Here is a 15,650-nt window from a genome sequence, read left to right on the forward strand (position 1 = left end):
TTGCGACTGGCGCCCGCGCCGGACGCCCTTCGGTGCCGGACGGCGGCGGCGCCGGCTCGGTATCGGCGGGCGCCGCCGCTGTTGCCGCGCCCGGGGTCCGCGAGCTCGAGGCGGACACCGGGCCTCGTCTCACCGGCCTTGCCGCTGGAGCAGCGCGTCCAGGCGCGGATAGACGGCGCGGACGTTGTGCTCCTGGATCTCGGCGACCTGGGCGGTGGACAGGCCGGCGGCCTCGACGTAGCGCCGCGTGTCGTCGAAGTGGTGGCCCGAGCACGGGTCGATGTCCCGGACGGCGCCGATCATCTCGGAGGCGAAGAGGATGTTGCGCCGGGGCACCACGTCGAGCAGCAGGTCGATGCCGGGCTGGTGGTACACGCAGGTGTCGAAGAAGACGTTGCCCAGGACGTGCTCCTCCAGCTCGGGCTTCTTCAGCGCCATCGCCAGCCCGCGGAAACGCCCCCAGTGGTAGGGCACCGCGCCGCCGCCGTGCGGGATCACCAGGCGCAGGGTCGGGAAGTCCGCGAACAGATCGCCCTGGATCAGCTGCATGAACACGGTGGTGTCGGCGTTGAGGTAGTGCGCGCCCGTGGTGTGGAAGGCCGGGTTCACGCTCGTGCTGACGTGCACCATGGCCGGGAGGTCGTACTCGACCAGCTTCTCGTAGAGGGGGTACCACGAGCGGTCGGTCAGCGGGGGCGCCGTCCAGTGGCCGCCGGAGGGGTCGGGGTTGAGGTTGACGGCCACCGCGCCGTACTCCTCGACGCACCGGGTCAGCTCCGGGACGCAGGTGGCCGGGTCGACACCCGGGGACTGCGGGAGCATGGCCGCCATGGCGAAACGCTCGGGGTAGAGCCGGGCGACCCGGGCGCACAGCTCGTTGCAGAGGGAGGCCCACCGGGAGGAGGTCGCGAAGTCCCCCACGTGGTGGGCCATGAAGGAGGCGCGCGGGGAGAAGACCGTGACGTCGATGCCCCGCTCGTCCATCATGCGCAGCTGGTTCGGCTCGATGCTCTGCCGCAGATCGTCGTCGCCGATGCGCAGATCCGCGGGGTCGGGAGCCTCCGCGGGACGGCCGAGCGCGGCGATCTGCCGGTCGCGCCAGGCGCCGAGCGCCGCCGGCGCGGTGGTGAAGTGACCGTGACAGTCGATGATCATTAAGCTGCTCCTCGATACAGAGGTCGGGCTGCCGGGCTCGGCACAGCCTGGGGTGCGGCCATGACACCAGTCGCTGACACGCGCGGCGTGTCGTCCGGCTCCCGGGCGACTGCGACAGCAGCATAATCCGCAACATAATTGTTGACAATTATGCCGACATTTTGCAGGGAGCTGTGCCGCCGTGTCCTGGGCCCCGCCTCGGCCCGCCCGCCCTTGACCCTGCCTCGGTCCGCCCGCCCTTACCCCTGCCTCGCCCCGGCGCCCCCTCGGCCCCTCGGCCCCTCGGCCCCTCGGCCCCTCGGCCCCCGGTGCCTTCTTCCCTCGGGTCGGCCCCGTGGCCGGCGTCCCGCGACGATGACGCCCCGGTTCGGCTGCCGGCCCGGCCCGGCCCGGCGGGAGGAACGGTCCGGCGGGGAAACGGTCCGGCGGGGGGGCACGGTCCGGCAGGGCCTACCCCCGCACGTTCAGCACCGGGCGCAGCATGAGGTGGTGGATGGGCCGGCCCGGTTCCTGGAGCCTTCTGACCAGCAGCTCCACGGCCTCGGCGCCGACCGCGCGCCGAGGGGGTGCCACACCGGTGAGGGGAGGGTCGGCCAGGGCGGCGAGCTCGTCGTCGTAGGCGACGACGGCCAGGTCGTCGGGGACCCGCACACCGGCCGCCCGCAGCCGGCTCACCAGCGGAAGGGCGACGGAGTCGTTGTGGACCAGGACCGCGTCGACCTGGCCGTCCTTGATGGCGTGCACCAGTTGGTCGCACTTGTGGTCCAGGTCCGCCATGTCGTTCTCCTCCAGCACACACGGCACCTCCGGAGGGCATGGCCGCAGCTCCAGGGCGGTCAGGGCCCGCTCGTAGCCGACCCGCAGCATGGGAGCGGTCAGCGTGTCGAACCGCAGCAGCGCGATACGGCGGCGCCCCTGTTCGGCCAGATGCCGTACGGCCAGGTAGGCCCCGTACTCATGGTCGGTGGCCACGGCCTCCACCGAGCCGGTGTCCAGTCCGACGCGGCGCTCGGCGAGCACCACGGGGACCGGCAGCCCCCTCAGCCACGCTTCGGTGCCGGGTGAGGTGCGCGGGTCCTCGGCCGTGGTCACCAACAGTCCGTCCACGCCTGTCTGGAGCATCTGGGCGACCAGCGCCCGCTCCTCGGCGAAGGCGTTGCGGGAGACCCCGAGGGCCAGCCTCACCCCGAGCGCCTCCGCCGCCGCCCGGGCGCCGCTGACGACCTCCGGGTAGTAGTACGACGAATGCGGGACGACCATCCCCAGGCTGTATCCCCCGGTGGCCTCCTTCCGTGTGCGGCCGGGCGCCCGCCCTTCGACCGTCGGGCGCTCTCCGGTGGCCGGCGGGGCCGCGCCGCCGGTCTCCTGGCGTTCCGCGGGCCAGACGACCCCACCGTGCACCCGGGTCACCGTGCCGCGCCGGGCCAGCTCCCGCACGTCGCCGCGGATCGTGACGGCGGCGACGTCCAGATCCTCCGCCAGTTCCCGGATGGTGACCGACCCACGGGCTCTGACCGCCTCGATGATCGCTCGGTGCCTGTCTTCCGCAAGCATGACCTGCCTCTCCGATCGTCCCGGCCAAACGATATCGATTCCGGCCGCGGCACGCCGCCTGACACAGCTCGCGGACACCGACCCCGACGAGGTCGTCGAGGACTTCGCCGACGCGGCCGGCCTCGACTCGGTGGAGGTGTTGATCACCGGGTGGGGCTGCCCGCCGCTGGACCGCGACGTCCTGGAACAGGTCCCCCGGCTGCGCGCGGTCATCCACACAGCGGGCTCGGTCAAGCACCACATCACCGACGCCTGCTGGGAGCGGGGCATCGCCGTGTCGTCGGCGGCCGAGGCCAACGCCGTCCCGGTGGCCGAGTTCACGCCGGCCGCCATCCTCTTCGCCCGCAAGCGGGTGTGGCAGATCAGCGCCCTGTACCGGCGGCACCGTACGTTCCTGCCGTGGGCCGAGCACTTCCCGGGCCTCGGCGACTACCGCCGTACCGTCGGGGTCGTCGGCGCCTCCCGCGTCGGCCGGCGGGTGCTGGAGCCGCTCCGGCCGTTCGACGTCGAGGTACTGCTCGCCGACCCCTACCTGGACGCCGCCGACGCGCGGGCGCTCGGCGCCACCCTGGTCGACCTCGACGCCCTCGTGGCCGGCCCCGACACCGTCTCGCTCCATGCCCCGCGCCTGCCCGACACCCACCACATGATCGACCGCAGGCGCCTGTCGATGCTCCGCGACGGAGCGACGCTGATCAACACCGCGCGGGGTGAGCTGGTCGACACCCAGGCCCTCACCGACGAGCCGGCCACCGGCCGGATCCACGCCGTGCTCGACGTCACCGGCCCAGAACCCCTGCCGCCGGCCTCCGCGCTGTACGAGCTGCCGGCGGTGTGACTGACCCCGCACATCGCCGGCTCCGTCGGGACGAGCTGGAGCGGCCGGCGCAGCACTCCCTCGACGAGCTCGCACGCTTCGCGGCGGGAGCGCCCTTCGCCCACCCCGTCCAGCCCGTCCAGCCCACCCAGCTGGCCCGATCGGCCTGAACCACCCGCCGGCGGCGGAACCCCGACCTCAAGTGGGGCATCTGCAAGCCGGCCTGGCGGCAGGGCGCCACCGAGGTCGCCGAGCGCGTCGTCTGGCACGGCAACGTCGCCGTCGCCCCCGATTCCGCCACCGGATTCGACGACGTCGACCCGACGTCGTGACGCGGTGACCGGACCGGCGTCCGCCCTCTGCTCGCCGGCACTCGCACGGACACGGTCACCGCGCGCTTTCAGGTGCGGCCGATCCGATATCGCTTCCCGCGCGGATCGCCTGCACCTTCCTTGACTCGCCCACTTTCGATATCACATCCACGGTCGCCTGGGAGACGGGCAGCCATGTCACTCACTCGCCGAACCATCCTCCAAGCAGCCCTGACCAGCGTCGCCGTGCCGCTGCCGGCCGGCCTGCCCCTCCCCGCCGCAGCGGCCGGGAGAGCGACCACCGAGATCTCCGACGCCTCCTTCTTCGGCGCCTGGAACACCACCGCCGGAACCCGGAGCACCCCACCGGTCCTCGACTACGCGGGCGCCGCCGGTCTGGCTCCCGTCGCCGACGCCGCCCGCGCCGGCGACTACCCGGTCCGCGGTGCCGGCCTCCTTGTTGCGGGCCATGAGCATGAATCCCACGCCGGCGGCGCTGACCGCGTCGTCGATCAGGTAGGTCCCGCCGGGGGCCACGAATTCCAGGGCGCGTTCGAGGTGGGTGAACTTGCCGGGCCACGTGTCCGCGAACACCAAGTCGAAGGGCTCTCCGTCATAGGTGTCGAGCCGGTCCCCGCCGTCCCCGGCCACGAAGGTCACCCTCGGATCGGACCCCGGCTGCCGGCGGGCCACCGCCTGGACAGCGGCGTCGAGTTCGACCGTGACCAGGCGAGAGGCTGCGTCCATCCCGCTCAGGAGCCAGGCCGCGCCTTCGCCCACGCCGGTGCCGAGTTCGAGAACGCGGCCGCCTGGCCGGGCAGCCGCGAGTACGGCCAGCGAACTGCCGGTCCGCTCCTCGCACGACATGGTGAAGCCGGCCTCGCGCGCCGCAACGCGCAACGCGGGCAGGGCGGTTGGAAACGCGACCGGCGTGTCGTCCATCCAGGGATGGCGCTCGCGCCGCGCTTCCCGTGCAACGTCGTTCGCTTCCAGACCCTCACGCGCACAGGGCCGCCTCCTGTCACCGACGTGCCCGGACAGCGCAGCCCTCAGGCCGCCGTACCGCGCCCCCGGTCCCGCAGGACCGCCACGCCCACCGCGGCCGACAGTGCCAGTCCCGCCGACACGGCCATCGCCACGTCCGCGCCCCGGGCCGTGGTCCCGGCCGACGCGGTGAGCGCGATCGTCAGGGCCACTCCGGCGCACGAGCCGATGTAGCGGAAGGTCTGCTGCGCACCGGAGCCCATCGCGGCCCGGGTCATCGGCACCGACTCCACGGCGAGCAGCGGCAGCGCGGCGTTCAGCAGGCCGCTGCCCATGCCGGCGACGACCAGGCCGGGCAGCAGCCGGGGCCAGGAGCCGGCGCCGACCGCGCCCAGCATCGCCAGCACCCCGGCCGCGTGCAGGACGAAACCGAGGGCCAATCGGTGGCGGTGCGAGACGCGACCGCCGAGGTGTCGGGCCAGGAGGGCCACCACGAAGGAGAGGCCGGACCAGAGGAGGAAGAGCCATGCCGTGCCCATCGGTGACATCCCCATCGCCTGCTGGATCAGCGTCGGCAGGAAGCTGAACAGGCCGATCACCGCGAGTCCGGTGAACAGCCCACCCACGGAGGAGGCCAGGAAGAGCGGGCGGCGCAGCAGGGTCAGGTCGATCATCGGGGTGGCGGCGCGGCGCTCCACCAGCGCGAACACGGCCGTCAGCAGAACCGCCGCCGCCAGCAGCAGGACGACGGGGGTCCGCAGCCAGCCGCCCCGCCCCAGGGTCAGCGCCGCCACCAGCGCGATCAGCGCCGCTCCGAAGGCTGCGGCACCGGCGAGATCCGGCCGCCCGGCACGCGGGGAGCGCGACTCCGCGAGGCCCCGCACCCCGAGTACGGTCACGATCAGCGCGGCGGCGCCCAGGACGCCGTACGAAAGGCGCCAGGAGGGCATCGCCCCGGAGAGGACCGGGCCCACCGCGATGCCGCCGCTGACGAAGGCGCCCCACACTCCGGTGGCGTGCATCCGTCCGCGCGGGGTGGGGAAGGCGTGGACGATCAGGCCCAGGCTGCTGGCGAGGAGCGCCGCGCTCGCCGCGCCCTGGGCGATGCGGGCGAGGGTGAACAGCCAGGTCGACGTCGCGAATCCGGCGAGGACGGTGGTGAGGCCGAGGACGACGGTACCGGTGACGAAGATCCGGCGGCGGCCGTGATCGTCGGCGAGGCTCCCCGCGACCAGCAGCAGGGCGGCCAGGCCCAGCGGGGTGCCGTTCAGCAGCCATGCCTGCGCGGACAGCGGGGTGTGCAGGTCGGCGGCGGTCTCGGGGAGCGTGACCATCGGCGCGGTGTACGTCATCAGGGCCACCGCGGTGGCGGCACTGGTCAGGGCGAGGGTGAGACCGGGGCGCTGGGGCGCGTCGGAGCGGACCCGGCTCCCCTTCGGTGCGGCGGTGCCGCCGGGAGCCAGGGAGGAGCCGCTCCCCGTCTCCCCCTCGACGTCGGTGTCGGTGTCGGTGTCGGTGTCGGTGTCGTTCACGGGTGTACGTCCTTCCGGGCCGCGGCCGGACCGCGGCCACGACCGCGGAGCGCCTCACAGGAACAAGGTCAGTTCGCTGACTGAACTTACTGAGCCCGTAGGCTAGCACCATCAGTTCAGTCACTGAACTGATATGGGGGAAGTTGGTTACAGTGGACGGCATGACACTGGGCAAGGACTACGCGAAGCAGGAGTGCTCGATCGCCCGCGCGCTGGAGGTCGTGGGCGAGCGGTGGACGCTGCTGGTGGTGCGCGACGCGCTCTACGGCGTCCGGCGCTACAACGACTTCCTCGTCCACCTCGGCATCCCGCGCGCCGTCCTGGCCAACCGCCTCCAGACGCTCACCGCCGAGGGAATCCTCGACAAGCGCCGCTACCAGGAGTCGCCGCCCAGGGACGAGTACGTCGTCACCGACCGCGGCACAGCCCTGTGGCCCGCCCTGCGCGCCCTGTCGATGTGGGGGCGCGAGAACTACGACCTCGTTCCCCTGCGGATCTTCCGGCACGCCGACTGCGGCACCGAGCTGGGTCCGTACGGCGAATGCCCCGCCTGCGGAACCGTCGTGGCCGTGGCGGACGTCGAGATGGTGCCGGGACCCGGGCTCGATCCCGACCCGGCGGATCCGGTCAGCCGGGCGCTGTTGCGGCCCAAGCGGCTGCTGCAACCGGTGGTCACCGACGCCGTCGCGGCGGGGTCCGCGTAACGGGGACCGACGGTCTCCGCGTAACGGGGACCGACGGTCTCCGCGTAACGGGGACCGACGGTCCGTGCGGACCGACGGTGGCCGCCGGGCAGCACCGGGGACCGCCTCGGTTCACGGGAGCCGACGGGCCATAGGATCTGGGCTGCCGGGACGGCAGTTGCCCAGGCCCGCGGGTGCGCGTGCCCACAGGGCTGTCCGGGCACGACGGGCACGACGGGCGAGGGTGCCACCACCGGTGTCCTCCCGGAGGGAGCGGGGATGGCAAAGACTCCGGCAGCGGGCCGGGAGAACGGTCCGACGGCGCCCCAGTTACGCCTGGACGAGCTGCTGGAGGGCCTCCAGGCACAGGTGGCGCAGGTCCGCGCGACCCGGGACCGGGTGCACACGCTGCTGGACGCGGTCCTCACCATCGGCTCCGATCTGGACCTCGACGTGGTGCTGCGGCGGATCACCGAATCCGCGGTGGCCCTGGTCGACGCCGAGTACGGGGCGCTGGGGGTGCTGGGCGACGAAGGGCGCATCAAGCAGTTCATCGTGGTCGGCGTGGACGAGGGGACGATCGGGGCGATCGGCCACTACCCCGAGGGCCACGGCATCCTGGGGCTGCTGATCAGGGAGCCGCAGCCGTTGCGCCTCGCCGACCTCGGTACGCACCCCGCCTCGGTGGGCTTCCCCGAGGGGCATCCGCCGATGACCACGTTCCTGGGGACGCCGGTGCGCGTGCGCGACCGTGTCTTCGGCAACCTGTACCTGACCGACAAACGCGACGGGGCGCGGTTCGACGACGAGGACGAGGCGGTGCTGCGCACGCTCGCCGCCGCGGCCGGCGTGGCCATCGACAACGCCCGCCTGTACGAGGACTCGCGCCGCCGGGAGCAGTGGCTGGCGGCGAGCAGCGAGCTGACCCGCGGTCTGCTCTCGGGCACCGATCCGGGCCAGGTACTGCACCGGGTCGCCGCCACCGTACGGGACCTGGCCGGGGCCGATCTGGTGACCGTGGCGGTGCCGCTGGACGGCGGCGACGACGATCTCGTGATCGAGGCCGCCGACGGGGAGGGCTCCGAGCGGGTGCGCGGGCTGGTGCTGCCGCCCGCCACCCTGGCCGCGCAGGTCTACCGCTCCAACGAGCGGATCACCAGCGGCGCCCTGTCGGAGGAGCCGCAGGAGGGCGGCGGGTCGGCGGGGCGGATCGACCTGGGGCCCGGGTTCCTGCTTCCGCTGGGCGGCCACGAGCACGCCCGCGGAGTGCTCCAGGTCGCCGGCCTGCCCGGCCGGCAGGAGTTCTCCGACGCCACCATGGCCATGATCAGCGGATTCGCCGATCAGGCCGCCCTCGCCCTGGAGATCGCCGAGCACCGGCGCGAGGCCGAGCAGCTGATGGTCCTCTCCGACCGCGACCGGATCGCCCGTGACCTGCACGACCTGGCCATCCAGCGGCTGTTCGCCTCCGGGCTGACCCTCCACTCGGTCCTCGGCCGGATCGCCGACCGGCCCGAGGTGGCCGAGCGCGTCCAGCGGGTGGTCGACGACCTCGACGACACCATCAAGACGGTGCGCGGCACGATCTACGCGCTGCGCGAGCGGGACCGTCCCGGGGGGCGGGGCGAGCTGCGGGCGAAGCTGCTGGCCGAGACCGACCGGGCCGCCGGCGTGCTGGGCTTCACCCCCGCCCTGCGGATGACCGGCCTGCTGGACACCGACGTACCCGCCGAGCACGGCGAGCACCTGCTGGCGGTGGTGCGCGAGACCCTGTCGAACGCCGCCCGGCACGCGCACGCCACCCGGATCGAGGTCACCGCCGCGACCGACGGCAGCCGGCTCCGGCTGCGCGTCGCGGACGACGGGACCGGTGTCGACCCCGCCGTCACCCGCCGCAGCGGCCTCGACAACCTGCGCCGACGCGCCACCGACCTCGGCGGCAGCTTCACCCTCCGGCCGAACGAGCCCGCCGGCACCGTCGCGGAGTGGACGGTGCCCCTTCCGCCCGGCCGGCAGCCCGAGCCCGGATTCACGACGGACGTCGGCGCCGGTCCGAGGTGACGGGGAAGCCGCCTTGCGGCCGGGAGCCGCGTCTCACGCGGGGGTGTCCGCGGTGCGGTGCTCGGGTCGGCGGCCGCCGCGCTGCTCGGGCCGGCCGCCCCCGACCCCGGCGCGGACGCCGGTGGCGGTGTGGGTGAGCGCCACGGCGGCCACCGCCGCGAGAAGCGCGAGACCGACCGCGTACGAACCGTAGGCGACGGCGGCCTTGTCGCGCCGTCCGCACGGGTGTGGGGGTAGGGCCGGTCGGCCCTACCCCCACACCCCACCCGCTGCGACGCTGGACCGATGTTCCAGAACGACGCCTTCGGTCCACTCGACCGGCAGGAGTGCCTGCGCCTGCTCGCCAAGGTGCCGCTCGGCCGCGTGGTCTACACCCGGCAGGCACTGCCCGCGGTCCTCCCGGTCAACTTCTCCCTGGACACGGACGCCTCCGTCGTGCTGAGCACCTCACCCGGCTCCGACCTCGTCCGTGCCGTGGACGGCGTCGTGGTCGCCTTCGAGGCGGACGAGTTCGACGCGGCGAGCCGGTCCGGCTGGAGCGTGGTCGTCACCGGCCGGGCCACCGTGGTGACCGATCCCGCCGAACACGAACGGCTGTCGCAGTCCGGGCCCACGTCCTGGATGCCCCTGCACGACTGGGTGTTCGTACGGATCGAGTCCGAGATGGTCACCGGCCGTGAACTCAGGCGGGCGCGCGGCACCCGGTGAGGCACGGGCCGGTGGCGGACCGGCCACCGGATGCCGGGTGCCGGATGGCCGGATGGCCGGATGGCCGGATGGGCCGGATGGGCCGGATGGCCGGATGGCCGGATGCCGGATGCCGGGTGCCGGGTGCCGGCGGCGGGATGCGCCAGCGTTCTGCTGCGACCGGCGTCGCGGCGTCAGTGGCCTTCCCGCCTGAGCCGGTCCTGTGCCTGGGTGGCGATGACGGCGGCCTGGACGCGCCGCTCCACCCCGAGCTTGGCCAGCAGCCGGGAGATGTGGTTCTTGACCGTCTTCTCGGCGAGGTAGAGCCGGCGGCCGATCTGACGATTGGTCAGTCCCTCGCCGATCAGCGCCAGGATCTCCCGCTCCCGCGCGGTCAGGCCGGGCAGGGCGTCGGGCTCCGGCTCCCTGCCCTGGCGCAGGCGGGCCATCAGCCTGGCGGTGGCGCCGGGGTCGAGCAGGGACTGGCCGGCCGCCACCGTGCGCACGGCCGACACCAGGTCCGAGCCCCGGATCTGCTTGAGCACGTACCCGGACGCCCCCGCCATGATCGAGTCCAGCAGGGCCTCCTCGTCGTCGAACGAGGTCAGCATCAAACAGGCCAGCCCCGGCATGCGGGAGCGCAGTTCCCGGCACACGCTCACCCCGTCGCCGTCCGGCAGACGCACGTCCAGCACCGCCACCCGGGGGCGCAGGGCGGGGACGCGGACGAGGGCCTGCTCGGCCGTGCCCGCCTCACCGACGACCGTGATGTCCGGCTCGTCGTCCAGCAGGTCGTGCACCCCGCGCCGTACCACCTCGTGGTCGTCCAGCAGGAAGACCCGGATCGGGTGGTCGGGGCCGGGCCGCTCGCCGTCCGCCATCGAGTGCTCCTTGTTCCGCGTTCCGCGCTGTCCGATGCCCGCACCGGGTCCGGCCCACGGGGCACGACCGGTCCTTGTCTGTCGCCGTCCGTCGCCGTCTGTCGCCGATCCTGCGTGATGCCGGGCCGAAGGGCCAGGGCCGGTCGGCCCTACCGCTCCCGCGGATTCCTGCTCCACGAGTTCCCGATGACCTGATGCGCCGTCGCACCTGCGGGGGCGGGACCGCCCGACCGGCCCCGGCCCCGACGGCCGTCGGGCAGCCGCCCGCCCCGGCGGACCAGGGCCGAACGGCCCCCGCACCGGCCCCACGACGGGGCCCAACGGCCCTCGATCGGCCTCGGCCCCGGTTCCGCCCGGGACGGGCCGCCGGCTCCGCACCTCCCCGGCCGTCCCGGCCGTCCCGGCTTCGGCCCCTGAGGGTGCCGAACTCCGCGATACACCTGGTGAGTTCGACCGTTCGGCGTCGGCTGCCGCTCCTATGATCCGGTCATGAGGTGGGTGTGGGCGGGGATCGCGTGCAACGCGGTGGGCATCGCCATGTTCGGCTGGGGTCTGGCGGGATCGATCGCCGACGGTTGCGCCTCCTCGCTGCGGGGCGGGTGTGCGGTGCCGGCGGGCGGTGGCTGGTACTTCGCCGCCTTCTTCGTTCCGCCGTGGCTGCTGGCGATCCCCGCCAAACTCGGTCTGTACGCCCGCGACTGGCGTCCGGCCCTGGGCTTCTCGGCCGGCGCTCCCGTCGGTTGCGTGATCGCCCTCTCCTCGGGATCGGGTGCGTCGGTGGGGCACTGGATCCTGGCCCTCGCCCTCCTCGCCTTCGGGGCGGTGACGCCTTGGGCCGCACGGCGATACAGCCTCGCCGCACAGCGGAAGGCCCGCGCCCTCGCCCGGCAGCGGGAGGAACACCACGCCGCGAGGCAACGGCGGGCCGAACGGAGGCAGCAGCGACGGCGCTAGCGAGCGGCCGTTCTCCCCTCGCCCCTGCCCCCTCGCCGCTGCCCCCCTCCCCGTTGCCCCTCCCCGTTGTCCCTCCCCGTTGCCGCGGCCCGTGGATCGGGCGGCAGCGCGGGGTCGCACACGGGTAACCTGCGGCCTGGTGGGTGCGCGTGAGGCGCGGCGATCCGTACGGGGAAAGGGTGCGCAGGCGGTGGAGGGCGAAGAGCTGGTCGCGGTGGGCAGTCTGGTGGTGGCGGCCGTCGCCGCGGTGTTCGCCTGGTTGCAGGCGCGCTCCGCCCGGCAGGCTGTGCGGCGGGCGGAAGAGGCCGTCCGGGTCGCCGAGCAGGCGAACCGCCTCGCCGAGCACGCCAATCGCCAGGTCGCCGATCTCGAGAAGCGCAACCAGCTCGGCCATCTGCGCGCCGTGCTGCGTCAGGCCGCGGCCGACGCGTACTCGCCGGGACTGAACCAGATGCGCTGGGAGAGTGCCTACCGCACCGAGGTCCAGGCGTCGCTGGCCGGTCTGCACGCCCGACTCCCCCTGTGCGCCGCGCTGCTGAACACTCCGCTGCCCGGTGCGCAGGCGCTCGCGCACGCCGTCCAGGAGACGGCGGCGGTCGCCGAGACCACCGAGGTGTCCGCCGCGTGACCACGATCCCCGGCGTCCGTCCCGGCGGCGGCCCGGACTGGGGTGCGCCCGAACGCCGTTTCCGGTCCGAGCAGATGGCCCTCCGCGAGCAGTTCGCCCCGCAGCGGGTGCCGCTCCTCGCGCGGTCGTACGCCACCGACGTGCTGCTGCCGATCGTCCAGGACATGCGCTCCTCCGGTGGGGGCGGCCTGCTGTCGGTCGTCGCGGAAGCCGGATCCGGCAAGACCGTCCTGCTCGGCCACCTGTTCCAACTTCTGTGCGACAGCGACAGCCACAGCGACAGCGACAGCCGCAACGGCAACGGCAACGGCAACGAGGACCTCGCCGGCGGGGGTCCGGGCGGCGGGCTCGGGGTGCCGCCCGGACCCCCGCCGACGCCCGCCGTCCTCGTCCGCTGCGACCAGGTCGTCCTCCCCGACGCGGCGCCGGCCCCGCCCGCGCCCCGCCCCGGCGATCCACTGGCCGCCGTGTCCCCCACCGCCCTCCTCGACCACGCCTTCGGAGCGGCGGCCGGGTCGGGGCTGCTCACGGCGGCGGTCCAGCAGTACGCGGGCGAGCGCCCCGTGCTCCTCCTGGACACGCTCGACCTGCTGCTGTCTCCACGCTGGAGCAAGCCGCTGGGCTCGTACCTCTCCGAACTCGTCGACCTCGGCATCACCGTGGTGCTCACCTGCCGTCCGCGTGACTACGAGGACCACGCGAACGGTCTGATCCCGGCCGTCCAGGGCAGCGGGCGGATGGCGGTCATCAAGGACGTACCCGCCCTCGACGAGGACGAGATCGTCGACTTCACCCGGCAGTTCCTCGCCGACCGGGGCATCCCTCCGGCCGTCGGCGAGGAGGAGTTCGGCGGGCGTCTCATCGCACTGTCCGCCGGCGGCGCCCATGTCCGGCTGCGGCGGCTGCTCAGCAGCCCGCTCCTCCTCGCCATGGTGTGCGAGGTCTTCGGGGAGACCGGTGGGCACGTCCCGCAGGACCTGACCACCAGCGGCCTGTACGCGAGGTACTGGGAGGAGAAGGTCTCGCGCACCCGGCTCACCGGGACCGGCGACGCGTCGGACCAGCGGATCGAGGACAAGGAGTCGCTCTGCCGCCGTATGGCGGCCTTCCTCTGGCACGCCTCCCGCACCCGCTCGCGCTTCCACGACCGCGTCCCCGCGGCACGGCTGACCGGAAGCGCGGCGGGCACCGGCACCGGGGCCGGCCGGATCCGGGCGGCGCTCAGGGAGTTGTGCGACGACGGGTTCCTGAACACCGTGGAACGCGGCCAGGTCGTCGAGTTCCGCCACCAGACCCTCGCCGAGTACGCCGTGGCCCAGTGGCTGGTGGAACTCGACGACGAACGGCGCGATTTCTACGACGAGCTGCGCGAGCGTCCCGCGGAGCGCGGCTTCGCGCTGCCGGTGCTCCGCCACCTGGTCGGCATGGAGGACACCCTTCACCAGCTCGACGACGTCTTCCCGCTGCTGCCCCTGGGCGACTTCGGCGTCTTCCGCAACACCGCGTTCGCCGTGGCGAACTGCGGCAACGACACCTATGTGACCACGCTGGCCGCCGAGGCCACGAGCAGGATCGACCAACGGCTGCGGTCCCTGTGGGAAGCGCTGGAGACCGTCGCCGGACGGGGCCTCGCCGCCGCGCGGGCCGCCGCCCTGCGGGGGCTGCGCGAACTGCCGTACGACCAGGTCGCGGAGGCGGGCGGGCTGTACGGGCTGCTGGCCGTCCGCCGTGGCGACGGTGGGGAGGCCGTCGATCTCGCGGACGGTGTCCGTGCCGTGCACGGCCGGCGGGCGGACTGGCCGCCCCTGGGGACCACCGTCGCCCGGCAGCCCGACCAGGTGCTCCAGCTGATGCTGGAACCGGCGCTCGCGGTCGGCGCGCCGGTCTCCGCCGGGACCGTCCGCGCGGTCGAGGAGGACTTCTCGCGGGCCGGGCGCGCGACGCGGGAGGCCTTCGTCCGGCTCCTGCTCGCGCCCGGTACGCCCCCCGAGCACACCGCCGCGTTCCTGCGCTTCCTGTGGACGCTGCCGGCGGAGGTCCATGTCCCGCGCGCGGCGGGAGGGGAGTTCGTCACCGGCGCGATGCTCGGCACCGGCCGCGCGCCCGAGGCGGTGCTCGACGCGCTGATCACCGACCGCGAGGGCTGTCCCGGCGACCGGCTCGCGCAGCACGCGGCGGTACGGCTCGTCGCCGCCCGTCCCGTGCTGCGCGACCGGCTGTGGCCCCACCTCGACCCGACGGCCGGCTCGGCGAACGCCCGGCTGCGTGCCGCCAACGTGGTGGGCGATCTCTGCGCCGATCCGGCCGTCGCCTCGGACACGTTCGCCCGGCTGGTCTCCCTGGACCTCGGCCCCCGTACGGACGGCGGCCCCGGCATCGGCGGGTCGCCGGGTGCCGAGGGCGCACCGGGTGACGACGGCGACGCAGCCGCCGTGCTCTACGGAGTCGGCCAGCGCGTCCTGCCCTCGCTCGCCTCGGCGGACGAACAGGCCGAGCTGGAGCGGTGGCTGGCACGGCTCGCGCCGCCGACCCGCCGCCGGGGCAGGGAGCCGGAGCGCCGCCGGGGGGACTCGCCCGACCGTGACGCCCTGCGCGACCTGCCTCTGGACACGCTGGTGGAGGTCGCCGCCGACGAGGCGCACGACGTCACCGCCCGGCAGGCGGCCGGGAACCTGCGCGCGGCCTCGCGGCAGGGCACCCTGCTCACCGCCGGCCAGTGGCGCACGCTTCTCGCCTCCCGCTGGTCCGGCACCCGCCGCTCGGCGACGACCCTGCTCGACACCCTGCTGCGCGCGCGGGACCCCGCCGCCGGCCTGGTCGCTCCCGCCCTCCTCACCTGCGGCGGCGCCGACGCGACGCCGGGCGAGCGGCAGGCGCTCTACACGGCGCTCGACAGCTGGCTGCGCGGCTACCCCGAGGGGGCGCGGCCGCACCTCGGCCCCCTGCGCCGGGTGCTGCGCGAGGCCGCCGAGAACGGCGACTGCGCGGGCGAGCCCGCCAAGGCATGGGTGGCGCTCACCAGGACCTGCTTCGAGTCCGCCCTGAAACTCCCCGAGGAGCGGCGCGCGGACGAGGCCCGCGCCGCGTTCGGGGTGTACGACGCGGCGGCCGCGGCCGGTGCGCTGCCCACCCGGGGGCCGGCCGCGGCCCTGGGCGTCAAACTGCTGGTGCGCGCGGTGAACCACGCCGTCGTCACCCCGGAGGAGCTGGCCCGGCTGGCGCGCTCCTGGCGGTGCGGCGGGCAGTGCGCCGCGGTCGGGGGGCTCGTCCAGACGGCGGGCGGCGGTGCCTGGAGCCCGCTGCTGCACGCGCTGCTCGACGACGGCGTGCTGTGCCGTGACGCGGTGGCCGCCCTCGTGCGTCTGCGCGAGACCGACTGACCCCGGCCCGCACACGCGGGGCC

At 74.3% G+C, this 15,650-nt stretch carries 11 protein-coding genes and 1 pseudogene; 7 read left to right on the forward strand and 5 right to left on the reverse strand.

All coding sequences use genetic code 11. From position 1 onward, the window contains the following. Window positions 1–129: 129 nt before the first annotated feature. Together ACFV9M_RS24670 and ACFV9M_RS24675 are read right to left on the reverse strand one after the other, a co-directional pair. Window positions 130–1,155: an amidohydrolase family protein gene (locus ACFV9M_RS24670; RefSeq protein WP_385079021.1), complete on the reverse strand. Its 1,026-nt coding sequence runs from the start codon at window positions 1,153–1,155 to the stop codon at window positions 130–132. Between the two features lie 450 nt (window positions 1,156–1,605). Further along, window positions 1,606–2,709: a substrate-binding domain-containing protein gene (locus ACFV9M_RS24675; protein WP_385079018.1), complete on the reverse strand. Its 1,104-nt coding sequence runs from the start codon at window positions 2,707–2,709 to the stop codon at window positions 1,606–1,608. Here ACFV9M_RS24675 and ACFV9M_RS24680 point away from each other — a divergent pair. Beyond that, window positions 2,708–3,696 (forward strand): annotated as a pseudogene (locus ACFV9M_RS24680) (hydroxyacid dehydrogenase). The gene ACFV9M_RS24675 and the pseudogene ACFV9M_RS24680 overlap by 2 nt on opposite strands. A 339-nt stretch (window positions 3,697–4,035) precedes the next feature. Here the strand turns inward: ACFV9M_RS24680 and ACFV9M_RS24685 are convergent. Further along, on the reverse strand, window positions 4,036–4,779 hold the full coding sequence (locus ACFV9M_RS24685; protein WP_385079015.1) for an O-methyltransferase: 744 nt from the start codon (window positions 4,777–4,779) through the stop codon (window positions 4,036–4,038). A 107-nt stretch (window positions 4,780–4,886) separates the two neighbouring features. Then, window positions 4,887–6,284 (reverse strand): MFS transporter, encoded by a 1,398-nt coding sequence (locus tag ACFV9M_RS24690; RefSeq protein WP_385079024.1) that lies wholly within the window; start codon window positions 6,282–6,284, stop codon window positions 4,887–4,889. A 221-nt stretch (window positions 6,285–6,505) separates the two neighbouring features. Here ACFV9M_RS24690 and ACFV9M_RS24695 point away from each other — a divergent pair, with 221 nt between their 5' ends. The 3 genes from ACFV9M_RS24695 (at window position 6,506) to ACFV9M_RS24705 (ending at window position 9,805) form a co-directional block, all read left to right on the forward strand. Beyond that, entirely contained in the window at window positions 6,506–7,057 is a 552-nt protein-coding gene (locus tag ACFV9M_RS24695) for a winged helix-turn-helix transcriptional regulator (protein ID WP_385079012.1), read from the forward strand. A gap of 258 nt (window positions 7,058–7,315) precedes the next feature. Next, a complete protein-coding gene (locus ACFV9M_RS24700; protein WP_385079009.1) occupies window positions 7,316–9,097 on the forward strand; it encodes a GAF domain-containing protein in 1,782 nt (593 codons plus the stop codon). A gap of 285 nt (window positions 9,098–9,382) precedes the next feature. Continuing rightward, window positions 9,383–9,805, forward strand: a complete 423-nt coding sequence (locus ACFV9M_RS24705; protein ID WP_385079007.1) for a pyridoxamine 5'-phosphate oxidase family protein — start codon at window positions 9,383–9,385, stop codon at window positions 9,803–9,805. A 173-nt stretch (window positions 9,806–9,978) separates the two neighbouring features. Here the strand turns inward: ACFV9M_RS24705 and ACFV9M_RS24710 are convergent, their stop codons facing one another. After that, window positions 9,979–10,665, reverse strand: coding sequence for a response regulator (locus tag ACFV9M_RS24710; RefSeq protein ID WP_385079004.1), 687 nt, complete (start codon window positions 10,663–10,665; stop codon window positions 9,979–9,981). Window positions 10,666–11,154: 489 nt separating this feature from the next. On the opposite strand from ACFV9M_RS24710, the gene ACFV9M_RS24715 reads away from it, so the two are divergent. The 3 genes from ACFV9M_RS24715 (at window position 11,155) to ACFV9M_RS24725 (ending at window position 15,627) form a co-directional block, all read left to right on the forward strand. After that, complete coding sequence (locus ACFV9M_RS24715; RefSeq protein WP_385079003.1) at window positions 11,155–11,619, forward strand: hypothetical protein; 465 nt, start codon at window positions 11,155–11,157, stop codon at window positions 11,617–11,619. Between the two features lie 190 nt (window positions 11,620–11,809). Further along, window positions 11,810–12,247, forward strand: a complete 438-nt coding sequence (locus tag ACFV9M_RS24720) for a hypothetical protein (protein WP_385079001.1) — start codon at window positions 11,810–11,812, stop codon at window positions 12,245–12,247. Further along, complete coding sequence (locus tag ACFV9M_RS24725) at window positions 12,244–15,627, forward strand: hypothetical protein (RefSeq protein ID WP_385102532.1); 3,384 nt, start codon at window positions 12,244–12,246, stop codon at window positions 15,625–15,627. Before ACFV9M_RS24720 ends, ACFV9M_RS24725 begins: the two co-directional genes overlap by 4 nt. Window positions 15,628–15,650: the final 23 nt, after the last annotated feature.

The sequence above is a fragment of the Streptomyces sp. NPDC059895 genome (assembly GCF_042731035.1).
Classification (GTDB): Bacteria; Actinomycetota; Actinomycetes; order Streptomycetales; family Streptomycetaceae; genus Streptomyces.

Excerpts from the sequence above, each read along its gene's own strand:
- ACFV9M_RS24670 (WP_385079021.1), bottom strand. The coding sequence starts at position 1,155 with ATGATCATCGACTGTCACGGTCACTTCACCACCGCGCCGGCGGCGCTC.
- ACFV9M_RS24675 (WP_385079018.1), bottom strand. The coding sequence starts at position 2,709 with ATGCTTGCGGAAGACAGGCACCGAGCGATCATCGAGGCGGTCAGAGCC.
- ACFV9M_RS24685 (WP_385079015.1), bottom strand. The coding sequence starts at position 4,779 with ATGGACGACACGCCGGTCGCGTTTCCAACCGCCCTGCCCGCGTTGCGC.
- ACFV9M_RS24700 (WP_385079009.1), top strand. The coding sequence starts at position 7,316 with ATGGCAAAGACTCCGGCAGCGGGCCGGGAGAACGGTCCGACGGCGCCC.
- ACFV9M_RS24705 (WP_385079007.1), top strand. The coding sequence starts at position 9,383 with ATGTTCCAGAACGACGCCTTCGGTCCACTCGACCGGCAGGAGTGCCTG.
- ACFV9M_RS24710 (WP_385079004.1), bottom strand. The coding sequence starts at position 10,665 with ATGGCGGACGGCGAGCGGCCCGGCCCCGACCACCCGATCCGGGTCTTC.
- ACFV9M_RS24715 (WP_385079003.1), top strand. The coding sequence starts at position 11,155 with ATGAGGTGGGTGTGGGCGGGGATCGCGTGCAACGCGGTGGGCATCGCC.